The organism is Serratia sp. HMSC15F11 (genome assembly GCF_001808215.1).
GTDB classification, from domain to species: domain Bacteria; phylum Pseudomonadota; class Gammaproteobacteria; order Enterobacterales; family Enterobacteriaceae; genus Serratia; species Serratia nevei.
Window position 1 is genome coordinate 107,956 of record NZ_KV792465.1, and the last position, 20,682, is coordinate 128,637.

19 protein-coding genes, 1 pseudogene and 1 CRISPR repeat array are annotated in these 20,682 nt (G+C 59.8%); of the genes and pseudogenes, 14 read left to right on the forward strand and 6 right to left on the reverse strand.

From position 1 onward, the window contains the following. The first annotated feature begins 15 nt into the window (after window positions 1-15). From rbfA to yedF, 9 genes are all read left to right on the forward strand, one after another. Window positions 16-426 (forward strand): 30S ribosome-binding factor RbfA, encoded by a 411-nt coding sequence (rbfA, locus tag HMPREF3138_RS14020; protein ID WP_004933508.1) that lies wholly within the window; start codon window positions 16-18, stop codon window positions 424-426. Continuing rightward, window positions 426-1,370, forward strand: a complete 945-nt coding sequence (gene truB / locus HMPREF3138_RS14025; RefSeq protein ID WP_038879133.1) for a tRNA pseudouridine(55) synthase TruB — start codon at window positions 426-428, stop codon at window positions 1,368-1,370. The genes rbfA and truB overlap by 1 nt, the downstream gene beginning before the upstream one ends. Before the next feature lie 124 nt (window positions 1,371-1,494). Beyond that, window positions 1,495-1,764, forward strand: coding sequence for a 30S ribosomal protein S15 (gene rpsO, locus HMPREF3138_RS14030; RefSeq protein WP_004933502.1), 270 nt, complete (start codon window positions 1,495-1,497; stop codon window positions 1,762-1,764). A gap of 256 nt (window positions 1,765-2,020) precedes the next feature. Further along, a complete protein-coding gene (pnp, locus tag HMPREF3138_RS14035) occupies window positions 2,021-4,138 on the forward strand; it encodes a polyribonucleotide nucleotidyltransferase (RefSeq protein WP_038879130.1) in 2,118 nt (705 codons plus the stop codon). Between the two features lie 128 nt (window positions 4,139-4,266). Next, a complete protein-coding gene (gene nlpI / locus HMPREF3138_RS14040; RefSeq protein ID WP_004933495.1) occupies window positions 4,267-5,151 on the forward strand; it encodes a lipoprotein NlpI in 885 nt (294 codons plus the stop codon). Window positions 5,152-5,273: 122 nt separating this feature from the next. Then, the gene (gene yrbN, locus HMPREF3138_RS27480) at window positions 5,274-5,348 is read left to right on the forward strand and encodes a protein YrbN (RefSeq protein ID WP_223182019.1); all 75 of its coding nucleotides are present in this window, start codon (window positions 5,274-5,276) and stop codon (window positions 5,346-5,348) included. Then, complete coding sequence (locus tag HMPREF3138_RS14045) at window positions 5,338-7,269, forward strand: DEAD/DEAH family ATP-dependent RNA helicase (RefSeq protein ID WP_038879128.1); 1,932 nt, start codon at window positions 5,338-5,340, stop codon at window positions 7,267-7,269. Before yrbN ends, HMPREF3138_RS14045 begins: the two co-directional genes overlap by 11 nt. A gap of 146 nt (window positions 7,270-7,415) precedes the next feature. Beyond that, window positions 7,416-8,630, forward strand: a complete 1,215-nt coding sequence (gene yedE / locus HMPREF3138_RS14050) for a selenium metabolism membrane protein YedE/FdhT (protein ID WP_033648664.1) — start codon at window positions 7,416-7,418, stop codon at window positions 8,628-8,630. A 5-nt stretch (window positions 8,631-8,635) separates the two neighbouring features. Then, window positions 8,636-8,866 (forward strand): sulfurtransferase-like selenium metabolism protein YedF, encoded by a 231-nt coding sequence (gene yedF, locus HMPREF3138_RS14055; protein WP_170310509.1) that lies wholly within the window; start codon window positions 8,636-8,638, stop codon window positions 8,864-8,866. A gap of 38 nt (window positions 8,867-8,904) precedes the next feature. Here yedF and HMPREF3138_RS14060 read toward each other — a convergent pair whose 3' ends face one another. Then, window positions 8,905-9,918 carry a luciferase-like monooxygenase gene (locus HMPREF3138_RS14060; protein ID WP_170310508.1) on the reverse strand — a complete coding sequence of 338 codons (1,014 nt, stop codon included), beginning with the start codon at window positions 9,916-9,918 and terminating at the stop codon, window positions 8,905-8,907. Window positions 9,919-10,148: 230 nt separating this feature from the next. On the opposite strand from HMPREF3138_RS14060, the gene HMPREF3138_RS14065 reads away from it, so the two are divergent. Genes HMPREF3138_RS14065 through HMPREF3138_RS14075 form a run of 3 tightly spaced genes read left to right on the forward strand, consistent with a single transcriptional unit; the run spans window position 10,149 to window position 13,392 of the window. Beyond that, entirely contained in the window at window positions 10,149-11,120 is a 972-nt protein-coding gene (locus tag HMPREF3138_RS14065) for an HlyD family secretion protein (protein ID WP_033638900.1), read from the forward strand. Further along, on the forward strand, window positions 11,102-12,256 hold the full coding sequence (locus HMPREF3138_RS14070) for an ABC transporter permease (RefSeq protein WP_038879118.1): 1,155 nt from the start codon (window positions 11,102-11,104) through the stop codon (window positions 12,254-12,256). Before HMPREF3138_RS14065 ends, HMPREF3138_RS14070 begins: the two co-directional genes overlap by 19 nt. Continuing rightward, window positions 12,253-13,392 carry an ABC transporter permease gene (locus HMPREF3138_RS14075; protein WP_038879115.1) on the forward strand — a complete coding sequence of 380 codons (1,140 nt, stop codon included), beginning with the start codon at window positions 12,253-12,255 and terminating at the stop codon, window positions 13,390-13,392. The genes HMPREF3138_RS14070 and HMPREF3138_RS14075 overlap by 4 nt, the downstream gene beginning before the upstream one ends. Before the next feature lie 15 nt (window positions 13,393-13,407). Here the strand turns inward: HMPREF3138_RS14075 and HMPREF3138_RS14080 are convergent, their stop codons facing one another. From HMPREF3138_RS14080 to HMPREF3138_RS14095, 4 genes are all read right to left on the reverse strand, one after another. Then, on the reverse strand, window positions 13,408-14,043 hold the full coding sequence (locus HMPREF3138_RS14080; protein ID WP_038879112.1) for a CerR family C-terminal domain-containing protein: 636 nt from the start codon (window positions 14,041-14,043) through the stop codon (window positions 13,408-13,410). Between the two features lie 18 nt (window positions 14,044-14,061). Next, on the reverse strand, window positions 14,062-15,327 hold the full coding sequence (locus HMPREF3138_RS14085) for a M24 family metallopeptidase (protein ID WP_038879110.1): 1,266 nt from the start codon (window positions 15,325-15,327) through the stop codon (window positions 14,062-14,064). A gap of 210 nt (window positions 15,328-15,537) precedes the next feature. Beyond that, complete coding sequence (locus tag HMPREF3138_RS14090) at window positions 15,538-16,416, reverse strand: U32 family peptidase (protein WP_038879107.1); 879 nt, start codon at window positions 16,414-16,416, stop codon at window positions 15,538-15,540. Between the two features lie 11 nt (window positions 16,417-16,427). Further along, a complete protein-coding gene (locus tag HMPREF3138_RS14095) occupies window positions 16,428-17,423 on the reverse strand; it encodes a ubiquinone anaerobic biosynthesis protein UbiU (RefSeq protein WP_038879105.1) in 996 nt (331 codons plus the stop codon). Window positions 17,424-17,675: 252 nt separating this feature from the next. On the opposite strand from HMPREF3138_RS14095, the gene HMPREF3138_RS14100 reads away from it, so the two are divergent. Both HMPREF3138_RS14100 and HMPREF3138_RS14105 read left to right on the forward strand, forming a co-directional pair. Next, window positions 17,676-18,203 (forward strand): ubiquinone anaerobic biosynthesis accessory factor UbiT, encoded by a 528-nt coding sequence (locus HMPREF3138_RS14100; protein WP_170310532.1) that lies wholly within the window; start codon window positions 17,676-17,678, stop codon window positions 18,201-18,203. Continuing rightward, the gene (locus HMPREF3138_RS14105) at window positions 18,197-18,700 is read left to right on the forward strand and encodes a GNAT family N-acetyltransferase (RefSeq protein WP_038879103.1); all 504 of its coding nucleotides are present in this window, start codon (window positions 18,197-18,199) and stop codon (window positions 18,698-18,700) included. Before HMPREF3138_RS14100 ends, HMPREF3138_RS14105 begins: the two co-directional genes overlap by 7 nt. Here the strand turns inward: HMPREF3138_RS14105 and HMPREF3138_RS27485 are convergent. Further along, window positions 18,687-18,791: pseudogene (locus HMPREF3138_RS27485) on the reverse strand (GIY-YIG nuclease family protein); the annotation flags it as partial. The gene HMPREF3138_RS14105 and the pseudogene HMPREF3138_RS27485 sit on opposite strands and share 14 nt — an antisense overlap. A gap of 241 nt (window positions 18,792-19,032) precedes the next feature. Then, window positions 19,033-20,681: direct repeats of the CRISPR family, unit length 28 nt; unit sequence GTGCACTGCCGTACAGGCAGCTTAGAAA. Window position 20,682 lies beyond the last annotated feature (1 nt).

A 20,682-nucleotide genomic window follows, 5' to 3' on the forward strand; every position in this document is an offset into this window, starting at 1 on the left:
TCTGGAGAATCCAAAATGGCAAAAGAATTCAGCCGCGGTCAACGCGTGGCGCAAGAGATGCAGAAAGAGATTGCGATCATTCTGCAGCGTGAAGTGAAAGATCCGCGCGTCGGCATGGCGACCGTTTCCGGCGTGGAAGTGTCCCGCGACCTGGCGTATGCCAAGGTTTACGTCACTTTCCTGAACGTGCTGACCGAGAACCACGATCCGGATCTGGTCACCAACGGCATTAAAGCGTTGCAGGACGCTTCCGGCTACATCCGTACCCTGCTGGGCAAAGCGATGCGCCTGCGCGTGGTGCCGGAGCTGACCTTCGCCTACGACAACTCCCTGGTGGAAGGCATGCGCATGTCCAACCTGGTGACCAACGTGGTGAAGAACGACGCCGAGCGCCGTTCCGCCTCAGGCGATGACAAGGAGGATTAATGAGTCGCCCTCGTCGCCGCGGCCGTGATATCCACGGCGTGCTGTTGCTGGACAAGCCGCAGGGTTTGTCGTCCAACGATGCGCTGCAAAAAGTAAAACGCCTGTACAACGCCAACCGGGCGGGCCATACCGGCGCGCTCGATCCGTTGGCGACCGGCATGCTGCCTATCTGTCTGGGCGAAGCGACCAAGTTTTCGCAATACCTGCTCGATTCCGACAAGCGTTATCGGGTGATCGCCAAGCTGGGGCAGCGCACCGATACCTCCGACGCCGACGGCCAGATCGTGCAGGAGCGCCCGGTGAATTTTACCCAGGCGCAGCTCGACGCGGCGCTGGACACCTTCCGCGGCGATATCCAGCAGGTGCCGTCGATGTATTCGGCGCTGAAATACCAGGGCAAGAAGCTCTACGAGTATGCGCGCCAGGGGATTGAAGTGCCGCGCGAAGCGCGCAGCATCACGGTGTACGAGCTGCAGTTTATCCGCTGGGAAGGGGATGAGCTGGAGCTGGAGATCCACTGCTCGAAAGGCACCTACATCCGCACCATCACCGACGATCTCGGCGAGCTGCTGGGCTGTGGCGCGCACGTGATCTATCTGCGCCGCCTGCAGGTGGCGACTTATCCGATCGCGCGCATGGTGACGCTGGAACAGCTGAACGCTTTGCTGGCGCAGGCGCAGGAACAAGACATCGCACCCGGCGAACTGCTCGATCCGCTGCTGATGCCGATGGACAGCCCGGTTGAGAACTATCCGGAAGTGAATTTGCTGCCGGTGGTGGCGGGCTATGTCAAGCAGGGGCAACCGGTGCAAGTGGCCGGCGCGCCGGCTTCCGGCATGGTGCGTATCACCGAGGGTGAAGAGCGGAAATTCATCGGCGTTGGCGACATTGCCGAGGACGGTCGCGTGGCGCCGCGCCGCCTGGTGGTCGAGCATTTCGACTGACGGCGGGGCACTGCGTCACCTTGCGATCGCACTGCGCTAAGAGTAGAATGGCGCAGCTTATGCATTGGGTTGCTGAATTAGAGATCGGCGCCTGTTTTTATTATCTATAATCTGGAGTATTACAATGTCTCTAAGTGTTGAAGCTAAAGCTCAAATCGTAGCTGATTTCGGTCGTGGTACTAACGACAGCGGTTCTACCGAAGTTCAGGTTGCCCTGCTGACTGCGCAGATCAACCATCTGCAAGGCCACTTCTCCGAGCACAAAAAAGATCACCACAGCCGTCGTGGTCTGCTGCGTATGGTTTCTCAGCGTCGTAAGCTGCTGGACTACCTGAAGCGTAAAGATGTAGCACGTTACACCAGCCTGATCGAGCGTCTGGGTCTGCGTCGCTAATCTAGCAAGTTTCAGTGGAAAGGGGCCTATTTTGGCCCCTTTCTTCTAGGAAGCATAAGCAAATCAGGTTAATGTATTACTGATGTTTCCAAACAGGTTCTTCCGTTACAGAGGTTCGCGCGGCTAATGAGAGGCTTTATCTCCCGCCTGAGATAAGGATTGTCATTAGTCGCGAGGATGTAGTGAGAAGGCAAATCGAGTCACAGGCGTGTCGAGTCGTCAATGCGATTGCGCGCCGCTTATCAAGGATATAATTTTGCTGACACCGATCATTCGCAAATTCCAGTATGGCCAGCATACCGTCACCATCGAAACCGGTATGATGGCTCGTCAGGCCACCGCCGCCGTTATGGTGAGCATGGATGACACCGCCGTATTCGTTACCGTGGTTGGCCAGAAAAAAGCCAAGCCGGGCCAGAGCTTCTTCCCGCTGACCGTTAACTACCAAGAGCGTACCTACGCCGCCGGTCGTATCCCGGGCAGCTTCTTCCGTCGCGAAGGCCGTCCGAGCGAAGGCGAGACGCTGACTTCCCGTCTGATTGACCGCCCGATCCGCCCACTGTTCCCGGACAGCTTCCTGAACGAAGTTCAGGTGATCGCGACCGTGGTTTCCGTTAACCCGCAGGTGAACCCGGACATCGTTGCGATGATCGGTGCTTCCGCAGCCCTGAGCCTGTCCGGTATTCCGTTCAACGGCCCAATCGGCGCAGCGCGCGTGGGTTACATCAACGACCAGTACGTGCTGAACCCAACGACTGACGAACTGAAAGAAAGCCGTCTGGATCTGGTGGTAGCCGGTACCGCAGGTGCGGTGCTGATGGTTGAATCCGAAGCGGACGTGCTGAGCGAAGACCAGATGCTGGGCGCCGTGGTGTTCGGCCACGACCAGCAGCAAGTGGTTATCGAAAACATCAACGCGCTGGTTGCCGAAGCCGGCAAGCCGAAGTGGGATTGGCAGGCGCCTGCGGTCAACGAAGCGCTGCACGCGCGCGTGGCTGAACTGGCCGAAGCTCGCCTGGGCGACGCTTACCACATCACCGAAAAACAAGAGCGCTACGCTCAGGTTGACGCGATCAAAGACAGCGTCGTTGAAACCCTGCTGGCGCAGGACGAAACGCTGGACGCCGGCGAAATCCAGGACATCCTGGGCAACGTCGAGAAGAACGTGGTGCGCAGCCGCGTACTGCGTGGCGAGCCGCGTATCGACGGCCGTGAAAAAGACATGATCCGTGGCCTGGACGTGCGCACCGGCGTACTGCCGCGCACCCACGGTTCCGCGCTGTTCACCCGTGGCGAAACTCAGGCGCTGGTTACCGCGACCCTGGGCACCGCGCGCGACGCACAGAACCTGGACGAGCTGATGGGCGAAAAGACCGACAGCTTCCTGTTCCACTACAACTTCCCTCCGTACTCCGTGGGCGAAACCGGCATGGTCGGTTCACCTAAGCGTCGTGAAATCGGTCACGGTCGCCTGGCGAAACGCGGCGTATTGGCTATGATGCCTAAACCGGAAGATTTCCCGTACACCGTTCGCGTGGTGTCTGAAATCACCGAATCCAACGGTTCTTCTTCCATGGCTTCCGTGTGCGGCGCGTCTCTGGCGCTGATGGACGCCGGTGTGCCAATCAAGGCTGCCGTTGCGGGTATCGCGATGGGCCTGGTGAAAGAAGCCGATAACTTTGTGGTTCTGTCCGACATTCTGGGTGACGAAGATCACCTGGGCGACATGGACTTCAAAGTGGCCGGTAGCCGCGACGGTATCACCGCGCTGCAGATGGACATCAAAATCGAAGGCATCACCCGCGAAATCATGCAGGTGGCTCTGAACCAGGCCAAGGGCGCGCGTCTGCACATCCTGGGCGTGATGGAACAGGCTATCAGCACCCCGCGCGGCGATATCTCCGAATTCGCACCGCGTATTCATACTATCCGCATCAACCCGGATAAAATCAAAGACGTGATCGGTAAGGGCGGTTCCGTTATCCGCGCACTGACCGAAGAGACTGGCACTACCATCGAAATCGAAGATGATGGTACAGTTAAAATCGCTGCGACCGACGGTGAGAAGGCGAAATTCGCTATCCGTCGTATCGAAGAGATCACGGCAGAGATCGAAGTGGGCCGTATCTACCAGGGTAAAGTGACCCGTATCGTTGATTTCGGCGCGTTCGTCGCCATCGGCGGTGGTAAAGAAGGTCTGGTACACATTTCTCAGATCGCCGACAAGCGCGTCGAGAAAGTGACCGACTATCTGCAGATGGGTCAGGAAGTGCCGGTTAAGGTACTGGAAGTTGACCGTCAGGGCCGCGTGCGTCTGAGCATCAAAGAAGCGATGGCGCCGGAAGCGGGTTCACCTGCGCCTGAAGCAGAATAACTGTATAGATAGTTTTACAGCTCCCCGCCATGGGGTTGGGAGCTGTTCGTATCGCGCGGGTAGGATGCCCGCGTATTAGCAAACGGAGGACAGGACGTTCATCCAATGTTTGTCTTCGGGAGTGGGAAATGAAGCCTTTCTTGCGCTGGTGTTACGTTGCGACAGCACTCATGCTGGCAGGATGCAGCAACCATGATTGGCGTAAAGACGAAGTTTTGGCGATCCCGTTGCAGCCAACGTTGCAGCAGGAAGTGATCCTGGCGCGCATGGAACAAATTCTTGCCAGCCGGGCACTGACGGACGACGAACGCGCACAGCTTTTATATGAGCGCGGTGTGCTGTATGATAGCCTCGGGTTACGTGCATTAGCGCGCAATGATTTCTCGCAGGCGCTGGCGATACGTCCCGACATGCCGGAAGTTTTCAACTACCTGGGCATTTACTTAACGCAGGCAGGCAATTTTGATGCTGCCTATGAAGCGTTTGATTCTGTACTAGAGCTTGATCCAACTTACAATTACGCGCGTTTAAACCGGGGCATCGCACTGTATTATGGCGGCCGCTTCCCGTTGGCGCAGGATGATCTGCAGGCGTTTTATCAAGACGACCCAAACGATCCCTTCCGTTCGTTATGGCTGTATCTGGTGGAGCGAGAAATCGATCCCAAGAAGGCCGAGGTAGCGCTTCAGCAGCGCTATGACAAAGCGGACAGAGGGCAATGGGGATGGAATATTGTCGAATTCTACCTGGGCAAGATCAGCGAAAAAACGCTGATGGAACGCCTCAAGGCAGATGCAACGGATAACACTTCGCTCGCTGAGCATCTCAGTGAAACTGACTTCTATTTGGGTAAACACTACCTGAGTCTGGGGGACAAGGACACCGCTTCGGCGCTGTTCAAACTGACGGTGTCTAACAACGTTCACAACTTCGTTGAGCACCGCTATGCATTGTTGGAATTGGCGCTTTTGGGCCAAGAGCAAGACGACCTATCGGAATCGGACCAGCAATAGCTGACGAACACCTATCAGCCTGATGGACATTGGTTTTTAACCAAAGTTATCGCCTTCACGGGCGAGGGCTTTTTTGTTCGTTTTATAATCTAATTTGAGCCGGTTCACACTTTTCAATGAAAATGACTGAAAATTTTCTCGACGAGTTATGTAGACTGGCTGCCATTATTAATGAGGCACGTGTACATGACGACTGAGTTTGAAACCTCTTTTGCTGATCTGGGGCTGTCTGCTCCAATCATTTCCGCCCTGAACGATCTGGGCTATGAAAAACCATCTCCGATCCAGGCTGAGTGTATTCCTCACCTGTTGAACGGCCGCGACGTGCTGGGCATGGCACAGACCGGTAGTGGTAAAACTGCAGCGTTCTCGCTGCCGCTGCTGCACAACCTGCAGGCAGACCTGAAAGCACCTCAGATCCTGGTGCTGGCACCGACCCGCGAACTGGCGGTTCAGGTTGCCGAAGCGATGACCGATTTCTCCAAACACATGAACGGCGTCAACGTGGTAGCCCTGTACGGCGGCCAGCGTTACGACGTGCAGCTGCGCGCTCTGCGCCAGGGCCCGCAAATCGTTGTGGGTACCCCAGGCCGCCTGCTGGACCACCTGAAGCGCGGCACCCTGAACCTCTCTAACCTGAGCGGTCTGGTGCTGGATGAAGCCGACGAAATGCTGCGCATGGGCTTTATCGAAGACGTAGAAACCATCATGGCTGAGATCCCGGCTGAACATCAGACCGCGCTGTTCTCCGCCACCATGCCGGAAGCGATCCGTCGCATCACCCGCCGCTTCATGAAAGAGCCGCAGGAAGTGCGCATCCAGTCCAGCGTGACCACCCGTCCGGACATCAGCCAGAGCTACTGGTCGGTCTACGGCATGCGTAAAAACGAAGCGCTGGTGCGTTTCCTGGAAGCTGAAGACTTTGACGCGGCGATCATCTTCGTCCGTACCAAGAACGCGACCCTGGAAGTGGCCGAAGCGCTGGAGCGCAGCGGTTACAGCAGCGCTGCGCTGAACGGCGACATGAACCAGGCGCTGCGTGAGCAGACCCTGGAGCGCCTGAAAGACGGTCGTCTGGATATCCTGATCGCGACCGACGTTGCGGCCCGTGGCCTGGACGTTGAGCGCATCAGCCTGGTTGTCAACTATGACATCCCGATGGACTCCGAGTCTTACGTTCACCGTATCGGCCGTACCGGTCGTGCGGGCCGTGCCGGCCGCGCGCTGCTGTTCGTGGAAAACCGCGAACGCCGCCTGCTGCGCAACATTGAACGCACCATGAAGCTGACCATCCCGGAAGTGGAACTGCCGAACGCAGAACTGCTGGGCGAGCGTCGTCTGGCCAAGTTTGCCGCAAAAGTTCAGCAGCAGCTGGAAAGCAGCGATCTGGATCTGTACCGCGCACTGCTGACCAAACTGCAGCCGGAAGAAGAGCTGGATATGGAAACCCTGGCCGCAGCGCTGCTGAAAATGGCACAGGGAGAACGTCCGCTGATCCTGCCGCCGGATCCGGTCTTCAAGCCGCGTCAGCGCCGCGAGTTCAACGACCGTGACGATCGTCGCGGTGATCGTGGCGACCGTCGCGACAGCCGTGATAGCCGTGACGGCGACCGTCCGCGTCGCGAACGTCGTGACGTTGGCGAAATGCAGCTGTACCGCATCGAAGTGGGCCGTGACGATGGCGTAGAAGTCCGTCACATCGTTGGCGCTATCGCTAACGAAGGCGACATCAGCAGCCGTTACATCGGTAACATCAAGCTGTTTGCCTCCCACTCCACCATCGAGCTACCAAAAGGCATGCCGGGCGAGATCCTGAATCACTTCACTCGCACCCGCATCCTGAACAAGCCGATGAACATGCAGCTGCTGGGCGATGCACAGCCGTTCGAACGTCGCGAGCGTCGTGACGGTGGCAACGGTGGCGAGCGTCGTGGTAACGGTCGTCCGTTCAACGGCGAACGTCGCGAAGGCGGCCCACGTCGTTCCTTCGGTGAACGTCGTGAAGGCGGCAACGGCGGCGAGCGTCGTGGCGGTAACTTCAACCGTGACGGTAAGCCGGCGCCACGCCGTGATGACGCAGCACCTGCTGCACCACGTCGTCGTTTCGGCGACGCGTAATCGCTGATTCATCGTTCGCGGTGAATCGCTCTGAAAAACCAGCCTGCGGGCTGGTTTTTTTATGCCTGAAAGTTGCCGTCAAACGTCCCTGAATGGCGTATCATTCATAAGGTTTTTTCTTACGGATGATATGCACGGGAGATGCCATGAGTTGGCAGCAGTTCAAATCTCAATACCTGGTGCGCTTTTGGGCGCCGCTGCCGGCGGTGATCGCCGCCGGGATCCTTTCTACCTACTACTTTGGCATGACCGGCACTTTCTGGGCGGTGACCGGCGAGTTCACCCGCTGGGGCGGCCATGTGCTGCAGTGGTTCGGCCTGCACCCCGAGCAGTGGGGCTATTTCAAGGTTATCGGCCTGCAGGGCACGCCGCTGGAGCGCATCGACGGGCGCATGATCATCGGCATGTTCGCCGGCTGCATCGCCGCCGCGCTGTGGGCCAACAACATCAAGCTACGCCAGCCGCAGCACCGCATTCGCATCGTGCAGGCGCTGCTGGGCGGCATTATCGCCGGCTTCGGCGCGCGCCTGGCGATGGGCTGTAACCTGGCGGCGTTCTTCACCGGTATTCCTCAGTTTTCGCTGCACGCCTGGTTCTTCGCGCTGGCGACCGCCGCGGGTTCGTACTTCGGCGCCAAATTCACGCTGCTGCCGATGTTCCGCATCCCGGTCAAATTGCAAAAGGTGAAGGCCGCCGCGCCGCTGACGCAGAAACCTGAGCAGGCGCGCCGCCGCTTCCGGCTGGGCATGGCGGTCTTCGGCCTGGCGGTGGCCTGGTCGCTGTGGACGCTGTTCGATGCGCCGAAGCTCGGCATCGCCATGCTGTTCGGCATCGGCTTCGGTCTGCTGATCGAGCGTGCGCAGATCTGCTTCACTTCGGCGTTCCGCGATTTGTGGATCACCGGCCGCACCCACATGGCGAAAGCCATCATCATCGGCATGGCGGTGAGCGCCATCGGCATCTTCAGCTACGTGCAGCTTGGCGTGGCGCCGAAGATCATGTGGGCCGGCCCGAATGCGGTGCTGGGCGGCTTGCTGTTCGGCTTCGGCATCGTGCTGGCCGGCGGTTGCGAGACCGGCTGGATGTACCGCGCGGTGGAAGGGCAGGTACACTACTGGTGGGTGGGGCTGGGCAACATCATCGGCGCCACGCTGCTGGCCTATTACTGGGACGATCTGGCGCCGGCGCTGGCGACCGACTACGACAAGATCAACCTGCTCGACACCTTCGGCCCAATTGGTGGCCTGCTGGTGACCTATCTGCTGCTGGCGCTGGCCTTCGCCGCCATGCTGTGGTGGGAGAAACGCTTTTTCCGCGCCCGGCCTGAGGCGCAGGTGGTGAATTTGAGGAGCCTGCCATGAAAGAGATGACGATAGTGCCGGACTACCGGCTGGACATGCTGGGTGAGCCTTGCCCGTACCCGGCGGTGGCGACGCTGGAGGCGATGCCGCAGCTGAAGCCGGGGGAAATCCTGGAGGTGATCAGCGATTGCCCGCAGTCGATCAACAACATTCCGCTCGACGCGCGCAACCACGGCTACAAGGTGCTGGATATTCAGCAGGACGGGCCGACCATCCGCTATCTGATCCAGCGTTAACGCCGAGGCGGTGGGGTTCCCCACCGCCTTTTCGCGTTTTATCCCTTCACGACGTCGCCTTGCACCCCGGCGACAATCTCGAACGAACGCAGCCGCGCCTGGTGATCGAAGATCTGGCCGTTGACCATGATCTCGTCGGCATCGGTTTCACGCAGCAGCGTTTGCAGCCCGTGGCGCACCGTTTTTTCATCGCCGACGATCGACATCCGCAGCGCCTGCTCGACGCCATATTGCTCGCCGGCGGTCCACAGCGCGTGGATGTTATCCACCGGCGGCGGCAGCGGGCCGGGCGAACCGCGGCGCAGATTGATGAACTGCTGCTGCATCGAACTGAACAGGAAGCGCGCGTCGCTATCGCTGTCGGCGGCGACGACGTTGACGCACACCATGGCGTGCGGCTGCGCCAGCTGTTTGGACGGTTTGAAGTTCTCGCGGTACAGCTGCAGCGCCTGGAACAGCATATCCGGGGCGAAGTGCGAGGCGAAGGCGAACGGCAGGCCGAGTTGCGCCGCCAGCTGTGCGCTGTAGAGGCTGGAACCCAGCAGCCAGAGCGGCACGTGCAGCCCCTGGCCCGGCACCGCCTGCACCGGCTGGCCGGGCTGCGCGTCGCAGAAGTAGTTTTGCAGCTCCTGCACGTCGCGCGGGAAGGTATCCACATCGCCGGACAGGTGGCGGCGCAGCGCCATCATGGTGCGCTGATCGGTGCCGGGCGCGCGGCCAAGCCCCAGATCGATGCGCCCCGGATAGAGCGACTCCAGCGTGCCGAACTGTTCGGCGATCACCAGCGGAGCATGGTTCGGCAGCATCACGCCGCCGGAGCCGAGGCGAATGCTCTGGGTGCCGGCGGCCAGATAGCCCAGCAGCACCGAGGTGGCGGCGCTGCCGATGCCGGTCATGTTGTGGTGCTCGGCCAGCCAGTAGCGCCGGTAGCCCCAGCGTTCGGCGTGCTGCGCCAAATCCAGCGAACAGTGGAAAGCGTCGCGCGCCTTGGCCCCTTGCGGGATTGGCGATAAATCCAGTACCGAAAGCGGTACGGCAGTGTTTTCAGTCATGACATCGTCCATCAGAGAGTGAATCGCTTAAAGGGCGATTGCAGGAATCTGCATACCAAAAAGCCTAAAATGATGCTTTTTAGTGTTAAAAGCATAATCCAATTTATAGTTATAAAAGAGGAGATATGTGCTTGTGATATCCTCATGAGAGCAATGGTGTTTTTTGGAGCAATTTGAAACATGGAAATGATGATCCCCGCCCGCCGCTTACCGTTCCGGGAGCTGACATAATGAAAAAAAAGACGCTGTTTACCCTGTTGCTGATGTTGGCGGCGATCGCATTGGCGATCCTGTTCCGCGCGCACAATCAGGATCTGTTGCTGCAGGGTGAAGTGGATGCCCCCGAAGTGATCGTCGCATCCAAGGCGAAAGGCCGGGTGGTTGAACGCCTGATCGAACGCGGCGACGACGTGAAAAGCGGCCAGCTGATCATTCAACTCGACAGCCCCGAACTGATGGCGCAGCTGCGTTCCGCGCAGGCGACGCGCGACGAGGCCAAGGCGCAGCTCGAGCTGTCGCTGCACGGCACCCGTGAAGAGAGCATCCGCAACCTGCGCGCCAACCTGGCGCAGGCCGAGGCGCAGTACCGCAATGCGCAAAACGACTACAACCGCAACCTGAGCGTGGCCGGCAAAGGCTATATCTCGAAGTCCGAGCTGGACGCTTCGCGCCGGTCGCGCGACACCGCCTTCCAGCAGGTGCAGGCGGCCAAAGCCAACCTGGATGAAGGCATCAACGGCGACCGTGTCGAGCAGCGGCAGCAATATGCGGCGGCGCTGCGGGCGGCGGAAGAGAATCTGCTGCAGATCCAGGCGCAGAGCGACGATCTGCAGGTGAAAGCGCCGGTAGACGGCGAAGTGGGGCCGATCCCGGCCGAAGTGGGCGAATTGCTGAACGCCGGCAGCCCGCTGGTGACGTTGATCCGGGTGCCGGACGCCTACTTCGTGTTTAACCTGCGCGAAGACATCCTGGCCCACGTGCGCAAAGGCGACAAGGTCAAACTGCGGGTGCCGGCGCTGAAGGACAAAATGATCGACACCGAAGTGCGCTACATCGCGCCGCTGGGGGATTACGCCACCAAACGCGCCACCCGCGCCACCGGCGACTTCGACCTGAAAACCTTCGAAGTGCGCCTGTATCCGTCACAGCCGGTGGACGGCCTGCGTCCGGGGATGAGCACCTTATGGCAATGGAAAGAGTAAGGGCCGGCTGGCGCTGCTTCAGTCACGCGTTCGACAAAGAGTGTCGCGTCGCCTTTCGCAGCCCGGTGGTGCACTGGCTGAGCTGGATCTTTCCGCTGATCCTGTTTGCGCTGATCAGCAGCAACTTCTCCGAAGGCACGCTGCTCGATCTGCCGGTCTCGGTGGTGGATAGCGATCACAGCCCGCTGTCAAAATCGCTGACGCGTCGGCTGGACGCCGGTTCGCACGCCCACGTCGAGGCTTACGGCGGTGGGTTACCGGAGTCGCTGAGCCGCCTGCGCAGCGCGCAGGATTACGCGTTGCTGTATATCCCGCCGGACCTTGAGGCCAACGCGCTGTCGGGCAAACAGCCGAGCGTGGTGATGTACTACAATGCGTTGTTCTACGGCGCCGGGCTGTACTCCACCCAGGATTTTGGCGGCCTGATGAACGAAATCAACGCCAACACCCGCAGCATCATCGCCACCGAGATGGGCAAAACGCTGCCGCCGTTGGCGGACGTGACGCTCTCCTACGGCAGCCTGTTCAACGCCAGCGGCAGCTATATCTATTACCAGCAGTTCGCCGCCACCATCCATCTGCTGCAGCTGTTCGCGGTGACCTGCATGATCTACGTGCTGGCGCGCAGCAAGTCGCTGCTGCAGGCCAAGCCGTTCAGCCTGGCTCTGCTCGGCAAGCTGGCGCCGTACACGCTGTGTTTCACCACCCTGCTGATGGTCGAGATCGCGGCGCTGGTGGGCATCTTTGACGCCCGCGTCAGCGGCAATCCACTGTTTATGCTGTTGATCGGCCTGTTCTACGTGATGGCGGCGCAGAGCATCGGCCTGCTGCTGTACACCTTTACCGGCAGTACCATCACCGCGTACAGCCTGATCGGTATTTTGGTCAGTATCGCGATGACCTTCTCCGGCATGGCGGTGCCTGAGCTGTCGATGCCGCTGCCGGCGCGCATCATTTCCAACATCGAACCGCTGACCCACGCGCTGTACGCGATGTTCGACGTGTTCCTGCGGCAGGTGCACGCCAGCGCCATTTTCAGCGTGTGTGCGCTGCTGGCGGTCTACCCGCTGGTGGCCGCGCTGCTGGTGCGTAATCGCCTGCCGGCGCGGCTGGAAAAAGAGGGGAACGCCGGATGAAGCTCTATTGGCAAACCTTCGTTAAGGTGCTGCTCGGCATGCTGGAGCGGCCGGTGTGGCTGATGCTGATCCTGTCGCTGTGCATCATGAGCATGGTGTACGCCAACCGCACGGTGTGGGATCTGCCGGTGGGGGTGGTCGATCAGGACCACAGCACCGCCAGCCGCCAGCTGATCCGCCAGCTGGACGCCACGTCCAAGATAGCGATTGAAACCTACGACAGCCTGGAACAGGCGCAGCGCGATCTCAGCTGGCGCAAGCTGTTTGCGGTGATCATCATGCCGGTGGATCTGGAGAAGAAGATCCTCAGCGGGCAGAACATCGTGGTGCCGGTCTACGGCGACGCCACCAACCGCCTGGCTAACGGCCAGATCCAACAAGACGTGGTGGCGGCCTATCAGCAGCTGCTGACGGAGTACAACAACGGGCTGCTGCTGCGCAGCGGCTTCAGCGAACGGCAGGCGCAGATACTGCTGACGCCGATACTGGGGCAAACGCTGGACGTGTTCAACCCCGGCATCAGCTTTGCGGCGATCATCTTCCCCGGGCTGTTGGTGATGCTGTTGCAGCACTCGCTGCTGATCGCCTGTATCCGCGTCAACATCGCCATGAAGAGCATGCCCGGCGGCAAAGCGCCGCTGGCGGCGCACCTCGGCGGGCTGACGGCGCTGCTGCCGATCTGGCTGTTCCTGTCGATCGTGCTGTTCGTGCTGTGGCCGTGGGTATTGGGCTATAGGCAGACGGCGAACATCGCCGAACTGCTGCTGCTGACCTTCCCGTTCCTGCTGGCGGTATTGGGGCTGGGCAAGCTGGTGACCGAGTGCCTGCGCAGCGTCGAGATGATCTACCTGACGCTGGCGTTCATCACTACGCCGATCTTCTACCTGTCCGGCACCATCTGGCCGCTGCAGTCGATGCCGGCCTGGGTGCGCGCCATCTCGTACAGCATTCCCTCCACCTGGGGCACCAAGGCGATCGCCGGCGTCAACCAGATGGGGCTGTCGCTGAATGAAGTGTGGGGCGACGTGGTGATGATGTTGATACTCGGCGTGGTCTACACCCTGCTGGGCTTCGGCGTGGCCTTCTTACGCAACAGCGTGGCGCTGCGCGGGATGTTCAGGAAGCGGCGGGCGTAACTAACGCCGCCGCGTTCAGCCTTGCGCGGCGGCGACTGACATCGTGCCAACCAGAGTGGCGATCTGCGCGATCTCCTGTGGCGACAGCGCGTTTTCTCCCAGCCTTCGCAATAGCGCCTCGCGCGCGACGGCGAAGGACAACGCCTGGCCGAGAACAGCGTGCGCGCGCAGGATATTCTCTTTCAGGTCAGGTTGGTCGCTGCGGATCGCCGTGACCAGTTCGCTCACGGTGTGATGCAGCGGTGAGAATAAACAGGTATGCAGGGCATCGAAATCGGCACTGGGCTGGAGCTGTTCTCGCGCCAACAACAGGCTGCTTGCCGCAGAGGTTTCCGAGCCCAGCAAGGCGGTGACGAAATCTTGCATCAATGTCCGTAATGCTTCCGCCGGCGTTTGCCCGGCGAGCAGGCGGCGCGGCAAGGCTAAATGGGCGACAATGCTACCGGCTACATGTTCCAGCACTGCCAGATAGACGCCCTCCTTGCCGCCAAAATGATAGGGAATGGCGGACTGATTCACCCCCGCCGCTTCGGCCAGTTGGCGGGTGCGCACGCCTTCGAGTCCATGTTTGCTGAACAGGCTCAAGCCTGCCCGGATAAGACGTTCCTGGGTTTCGCGGGTACGCTCATTGAGCCTGTCCTGATTCTGCATTGAAACATTGTCTCCTGATTATCGATGTGAGCCGCCTGCGAACATCAGCCGGGTTGAGTTCTCATTCAGTGCCACGCCGCCTGTTTCACCGACCAATACCGTACCGCCGAGGTTGGCCATATGCCTGCCGAAAGCACAGCTGGGTTCAAAAGCGAAGCACATGCCTGCTTGCAGCGGCAGTTCACGCCCCACGGTAGGCAAACGCCTGAGCTGCGCATAGCGGGCGGCTTCGGGGAGAGACTCGATGCCGGGCGCGGTGCCGAAACCGACCGGGCCATAGGGATTAAGGCTATGGATCAGCGGATGCACGTGCCAGCAGCCGGCGGCCAGCAACGGTTGCTCCATGGCGTCGACCACATCGCCGAAGGTGTTACCCGTTCGCAGCGCGCCTAATCCCGCCTCATAACTCGCTCTGGCGATCGCCGCAGCGTGCAGAATATCGGGGTGTACCTCGCCGATGGCGATAGCGGCCTGATGCTGGGTTTCCATCATACCGTACAGGGCGAAGATCTCCGACAACACCAAATCGCCTTCTTGCAGAACCCGTGGCGCCTGGGCGCGATATTGCCAGGCAGGTGGCCCCCAACCGACGTATTCGGGGCCGGATCCCAACAGCAGCTCTGCTGTATAACCGCCCATTGAGAAGCAGGTTGCCGTCACTGCTGCCACCAGATCGGCTTCGGAAACGCCGGGTCTGGCGGTGGCACGCAATGTTTCGCTCATGGTTTCGCCGATGTGTGCGGCATAGCGCACCAGCCGCAATTCCTCCTCGCTTTTTACCGAGGCGCGCCGGAAGAATTCGCGGTAGACCGGTATCCAATTGGCCGTTGGGAGCGCCTCCGTCAACCCCTGCAGCGTGCGAGCGGGCATGGCGCCGTCGAAGTAGAAGGGGGGATAGGGTTCCAGCCCGATGATGCCGATGCGGGTTCCCGCTAAACGGCGCTCGGCCAGCCAGGCGCCGACATCGCGACCGGTTTTACCGACGAACAGCTGTTCCGCGCCGATCCATTGCAGATCGCCGCGCAACGAGGCCTGCAAGTGGTCGGCGACCATCATCGAAGCGAAGGTGTAGATGCGCGGCGATTCATCGCCGACGAAAACGACGATCGAACCGGGACGGTCGTTGGTGAAGTAGCAATCTGGTGCGAAACCGGCTGGGGCGGCGGCTTCTCGGTCGCCGTATACGATCAGGGCCGCAAGGTCTTCCGTCTGCATAATGTCCCGCGCCAGCTGCCAGCGGCGGTCGCGCTCGGCCAGAGATAACGGTTCAGGGCGTGTCAGCATCTCGTTACTCCTCATCTCATTTATGGAATGTCACTCAAAAAATTAATTCATTCAAATGAATTAATCAAGGATTCACAGTGAACAAGACAGATAACGGTGCGTAATGTGTGGGATTGAAGGCGGCCAGGTGAGCCATGCTGCAGATAAAACAGGAGAAAACGTGCGGCGTAAACCGATACCGGCGACAGAGCGCCGCCGGCGCTTACCTCGCTAAGACACCAACTCCAGCCCCGCCACGCGGCGCCAGTAGCCGTTGCAGTCGGCGTGGTCGGTCAAGGTCAGCGGCTGCTCGCCGCGCTCGTTGGCGCGGAAGGCATCGATCTGCGCCAGCGTCTCGGCGCCCTGCGGCGAGAGCCGCACGATGTCCACCAGCCCTTGCATGTTCGGCAGCTCGTTGCCGAGGTTATAGCAGTAACCGCTCATCGTCTGGATGCCGTTGAGTACGAACACCTGCTGTTGTTCCTGCGAACGCATCATGCGGCCCTGCGGATACTTGATGCAGCAGGTTTCGCACTCGTCCTTGCCGCGGTTCTCCGAGCGGGCGGTGAAGCAGCGCGCCGAATAGGCCAGCGGCAGATGGCCGTAGCTCAGCACCTCCACCTCGAAGTCGTGGCGGAAGCCCAGCTCGTCGCACTGCGTCAGCAGATTGGCCAGCCAGTCGCGCGACAGCTCGACCGGCATGCACCAGCGGATCATGCCCTGGCGGCGCAGCAGGCGCAGGGTATAGGCGTTGTAGCTGTTCAGCGCATGGCCGGCGACGAACGGCAGGCCGCGCTCCGCCGCCATGTTCACCGCGCCCAGATCGTTGGCTTCAAACAGGAACTCGCCGTTTTCCACATAGCGTTTCAGCTCATTCAGTTCGGACGGCGCCTGCAGCAGCGCCAGCGTGGAGATCACCACCTGTTTACCGCTGTGGGCGATTTCGCGCGCCAGCGCCAGCCAATCGCCGACCTTCATCTCGCGGCGCTTGGCGCAGACGCTCTCGCCGAGATAAATGATGTCGGCGCTGCTGTCCGCCGCCTGTTGATAGAACGTTGCGATGTCGTTTTTCGGCCAGTAGTAGAGTACCGGCCCCAGTGCGTATTTCATGTTTCCTCCGGCTACTGCCATTTGCGGTGATAGGCGCCCAGCGTGGTTTGGGTGCCTTCGGACATCGCGCCCAGCGTCTCCATCCAGGCGGCGTCGGCGCGGTAGGCGGCGGGATCGGCCTGGCAACGGTCGATCGCCTGGCGCCAGACGCGCGCTACCTGGCTGACGTAAGCCGGGCTGCGCTGGCGGCCTTCGATCTTCACCGAGGCGATGTTGGCGGCCAGCAGCTCCGGCAGCAGCTCCAGCGTATTGAGGCTGGTGGGCTCTTCCAGCGCGTGGTAGCGCACGTCGTCCACCAGATAGCGGCCCTTGCACAGCGTCGGGTAGCCGGTGTTTTCATGATCCTGATAGCGGTCGATCAGCACGTCGTTCAGGCGCGACTCCATGCCCTGCGGGGTTTGCTGCCAGCGCACGAACCGCGCCGGCGAACAGGCGCCGACGGTGTTCGGCGACTCGCCGGTCAGGTAGGAAGAGAGATAGCAGCGCCCCTCGGCCATGATGCACAGGCTGCCGAAGGCGAACACTTCCAGCGGCACCGGGCTGGTGCGCGCCAGCTGTTTCACCTGATGCATCGACAGCACGCGCGGCAGCACCACCCGGCCCACCTCGAAGTTGCGCTGGTAGAAACGGATAGCCTCTTCGTTGGTGGCGGAGGCCTGCACCGAAACGTGGCGCTCCAGCTGCGGGTAGCGCTGGGCGGCGTATTCCAGCATCGCCAGATCCGCCAGAATCAGCGCGTCGGCGCCCAGCTGGGCCGCCATATCCACCGCGCGCTGCCAGCGGGCGTAGCCGTCGGGATGGGCGAAGGTGTTGATGGCGATATGCAGCTTGCGGCCGTGGCGATGCACGTAATCGACCGCTTCCTGCAGCTTTTTCTCGGTGAAGTTGAGGCCGGCGAAGTGGCGCGCGTTGGTATCGTCTTTCAGACCGATGTAAACGGCGTCGGCGCCGTTATCCACCGCGGCCTTCAGGGCCGGCAGGTTGCCGGCGGGACAAAGCAGCTCCATAGATTTATCCTGGCTTAGCCGTGCGCCCGGCCGGGCGCACGCTGTCTTTAAAGGTTGCCGAAGGCGGTGTTCCGCCGGCAAACGCGAATCGGGGAGGCCATTTTAGGCAAAGGGGCGCACACAGGTTTTGATTTGGGGCAGCTTATGGCGTATTGATAAACATGGCGGTGAAATGCACTATTTGTTGATATAGACCGCTGAAGCCGTGCGGCAGTGTGGCAAAATAGCGGTAGTCCGTATTGAAAGGAGTGGATGACCGTGTTGGAACAACTACGAGCACGCCTTGTGCGCCAGGGGCCGTCGCTGCTGCGCATCCCGCTGAAATTCACGCCGTTCGCCCTGCAGCGCCAGCTGCTGCAACAGGTGCTGAGCTGGCAGTTCCGCCAGGCGTTGGCGGATGGCGATCTGGAATTTCTCGAATCGCGCTGGTTGAAGATCGAAGTTCGCGATCTGGCGCTACAATGGTTTATGACGGTAGAAAACGACAAACTGGTGGTCAGCCAGCACGCCGAAGCGGACGTCAGCTTCAGCGGCGACGCCAACGATCTGATCCTGATCGCGGCGCGCAAGCAAGATCCGGATACGCTGTTCTTTCAGCGTCGGCTGCAGATTGAAGGGGATACCGAATTGGGCCTGTATGTGAAAAATTTGATGGACGCCATCGAGCTGGAAAGCATGCCTGCGCCGCTGCGCATGGGGCTGTTGCAGTTGGCTGATTTTGTCGAAGCAGGGTTGCAGGAGGGCACGGCGCCGGCTTCCCGTGTGGCGGTATCATGCTGATCCGCGTAGAGATACCGGTAGATGCGGCGGGCATCGATGCCTTGCTGCGCCGCGCCTTTGGCCGCGACGACGAAGCCGATCTGGTGCAGCAGCTGCGCGAAGACGGCCTGCTGACGCTGGGCGTGGTCGCCACTGACGACGAAGGCGGGGTGGTGGGTTACGCCGCGTTCAGCCCGGTAGACGTGGCCGGCGAAGACCGACAATGGGTGGCGCTGGCGCCGCTGGCGGTAGACGAAAGCCTGCGCCGCCAGGGGCTGGCTGAAAAGCTGGTTTACGAAGGCTTGGATTCGCTGAACGAATTCAGTTACGCCGCGGTGGTGGTGCTGGGCGATCCTGTTTACTACGGCCGCTTCGGTTTTAAACCGGCCGCCGCCTATGGCCTGCATTGTCGCTGGCCGGATACGGAAAGCGCGTTCCAGGTCTACCCGCTGGCGGAAGACGCCCTGAATGGCGTCAGCGGCGAAGTGGCTTTTTCGGCGCCGTTTAGTCGCTTTTAACGACCGGCAATAGATACTCCAACGACAGCGGCGGGTGACTCACCAGCCGCTCTTTTTGTATTTTGCTCAGCTGTTTGAGCTGGCAATTCAGGTCATCAGTGGTGTCTATGCGTCTGAGTGGGACGGATGGTGATACCAAACAGGGAACCTATAATTCCCCCTAAAATGCAAAGATGTCACCTTACCCCGTTCTTGGTTGCCGAACCCTTTTTTGAGTGATACTTTTAATTTATTGATTTTAAATCATATTTTTAATCGCTTTAAAAAAGGCTTTTTGAACGGAGATTTCGATTTTCCTCCATCAATCAGCTGATTAGCGCTAATATGCAACGGTGCACTGCCGTACAGGCAGCTTAGAAAACGATGCCGTCGGTGTTCGCCGAAACGACGCTGTGCACTGCCGTACAGGCAGCTTAGAAATGTGCGCAGATCCCTAACTGGATTTATGACGGGTGCACTGCCGTACAGGCAGCTTAGAAAGGCGGCCGTCAGCTGCCCGTCGCTGCTTGCGCGTGCACTGCCGTACAGGCAGCTTAGAAAGTCCCCCTGCCAGGCACTCATGAGTCGACAGCGTGCACTGCCGTACAGGCAGCTTAGAAAAAAATCAGCCCAGATTGTTGCATATCAGGCACGTGCACTGCCGTACAGGCAGCTTAGAAATGCCGGCGTCACGGCGGGCTTCGACCTGTGCGGTGCACTGCCGTACAGGCAGCTTAGAAAAACGAGGGTAAATTCGTCGCCAAAATGAAGCAGTGCACTGCCGTACAGGCAGCTTAGAAATTTCACTGCGCCGCCCTTCACGCCCCGGATGGGTGCACTGCCGTACAGGCAGCTTAGAAATATGGCTATCTCAACGATCCAAACTTCTTGCCGTGCACTGCCGTACAGGCAGCTTAGAAAAGAAAGCCGGAGAGCTGGCCGACGATCAGGACGTGCACTGCCGTACAGGCAGCTTAGAAAACTCTATGCGGCAAACCTCACCGACCCGCATGGTGCACTGCCGTACAGGCAGCTTAGAAATTTGCTCCAGGCAGCTCCAGGTGCATGCGTCAGTGCACTGCCGTACAGGCAGCTTAGAAAACAGATGCGTTATATGGGAACCCGTTCGCGGTGTGCACTGCCGTACAGGCAGCTTAGAAATGATTCACAGCGGGCAAAATGCTGTCGGGTGCGTGCACTGCCGTACAGGCAGCTTAGAAAGCGAACAAATAACCTACGTTTCCAGGATTGATGTGCACTGCCGTACAGGCAGCTTAGAAAAGTTATCGATTGCCGAGCGCGCCGCCTTTGGTGTGCACTGCCGTACAGGCAGCTTAGAAACCACTGAGCAAAGCGTGGGTCATTGACGTAATGTGCACTGCCGTACAGGCAGCTTAGAAATTCACAATCTTTCCTTTCTCGTCGCGGTGATAGTGCACTGCCGTACAGGCAGCTTAGAAATGCCGTATCGATGTCGGTCAGCACCACCCGCCGTGCACTGCCGTACAGGCAGCTTAGAAATGTCCGAGGGTATCGATTGCACCCGAGAGGGAGTGCACTGCCGTACAGGCAGCTTAGAAATTACTGGCCTTCTCCAGTCTTTGAGCCTTTTCGTGCACTGCCGTACAGGCAGCTTAGAAAAGCGCGTCGCGGACGTGATGACCAAAGGTTTCGTGCACTGCCGTACAGGCAGCTTAGAAAATGCTCATTTTCGCGGGCAAACGGCGCAAATCGGTGCACTGCCGTACAGGCAGCTTAGAAAGATCAGCGGTAGGGATGAAATCGCCCGTTCCGGTGCACTGCCGTACAGGCAGCTTAGAAAAGTAAGTGGCTTTGGTAGGTGGTGCGATTAACGTGCACTGCCGTACAGGCAGCTTAGAAAGACGTCGGCGCGGATTTCGGCATGGAGGCGCCGTGCACTGCCGTACAGGCAGCTTAGAAAATCATGGGCATGCAACATGGCAGAGGATAAACGTGCACTGCCGTACAGGCAGCTTAGAAAA

Excerpts from the sequence above, each read along its gene's own strand:
- rbfA (WP_004933508.1), top strand. The coding sequence starts at position 16 with ATGGCAAAAGAATTCAGCCGCGGTCAACGCGTGGCGCAAGAGATGCAG.
- truB (WP_038879133.1), top strand. The coding sequence starts at position 426 with ATGAGTCGCCCTCGTCGCCGCGGCCGTGATATCCACGGCGTGCTGTTG.
- rpsO (WP_004933502.1), top strand. The coding sequence starts at position 1,495 with ATGTCTCTAAGTGTTGAAGCTAAAGCTCAAATCGTAGCTGATTTCGGT.
- nlpI (WP_004933495.1), top strand. The coding sequence starts at position 4,267 with ATGAAGCCTTTCTTGCGCTGGTGTTACGTTGCGACAGCACTCATGCTG.
- HMPREF3138_RS14045 (WP_038879128.1), top strand. The coding sequence starts at position 5,338 with ATGACGACTGAGTTTGAAACCTCTTTTGCTGATCTGGGGCTGTCTGCT.
- yedE (WP_033648664.1), top strand. The coding sequence starts at position 7,416 with ATGAGTTGGCAGCAGTTCAAATCTCAATACCTGGTGCGCTTTTGGGCG.
- yedF (WP_170310509.1), top strand. The coding sequence starts at position 8,636 with ATGACGATAGTGCCGGACTACCGGCTGGACATGCTGGGTGAGCCTTGC.
- HMPREF3138_RS14060 (WP_170310508.1), bottom strand. The coding sequence starts at position 9,918 with ATGACTGAAAACACTGCCGTACCGCTTTCGGTACTGGATTTATCGCCA.
- HMPREF3138_RS14065 (WP_033638900.1), top strand. The coding sequence starts at position 10,149 with ATGAAAAAAAAGACGCTGTTTACCCTGTTGCTGATGTTGGCGGCGATC.
- HMPREF3138_RS14070 (WP_038879118.1), top strand. The coding sequence starts at position 11,102 with ATGGCAATGGAAAGAGTAAGGGCCGGCTGGCGCTGCTTCAGTCACGCG.
- HMPREF3138_RS14075 (WP_038879115.1), top strand. The coding sequence starts at position 12,253 with ATGAAGCTCTATTGGCAAACCTTCGTTAAGGTGCTGCTCGGCATGCTG.
- HMPREF3138_RS14080 (WP_038879112.1), bottom strand. The coding sequence starts at position 14,043 with ATGCAGAATCAGGACAGGCTCAATGAGCGTACCCGCGAAACCCAGGAA.
- HMPREF3138_RS14085 (WP_038879110.1), bottom strand. The coding sequence starts at position 15,327 with ATGCTGACACGCCCTGAACCGTTATCTCTGGCCGAGCGCGACCGCCGC.
- HMPREF3138_RS14090 (WP_038879107.1), bottom strand. The coding sequence starts at position 16,416 with ATGAAATACGCACTGGGGCCGGTACTCTACTACTGGCCGAAAAACGAC.
- HMPREF3138_RS14095 (WP_038879105.1), bottom strand. The coding sequence starts at position 17,423 with ATGGAGCTGCTTTGTCCCGCCGGCAACCTGCCGGCCCTGAAGGCCGCG.
- HMPREF3138_RS14100 (WP_170310532.1), top strand. The coding sequence starts at position 17,676 with ATGACCGTGTTGGAACAACTACGAGCACGCCTTGTGCGCCAGGGGCCG.
- HMPREF3138_RS14105 (WP_038879103.1), top strand. The coding sequence starts at position 18,197 with ATGCTGATCCGCGTAGAGATACCGGTAGATGCGGCGGGCATCGATGCC.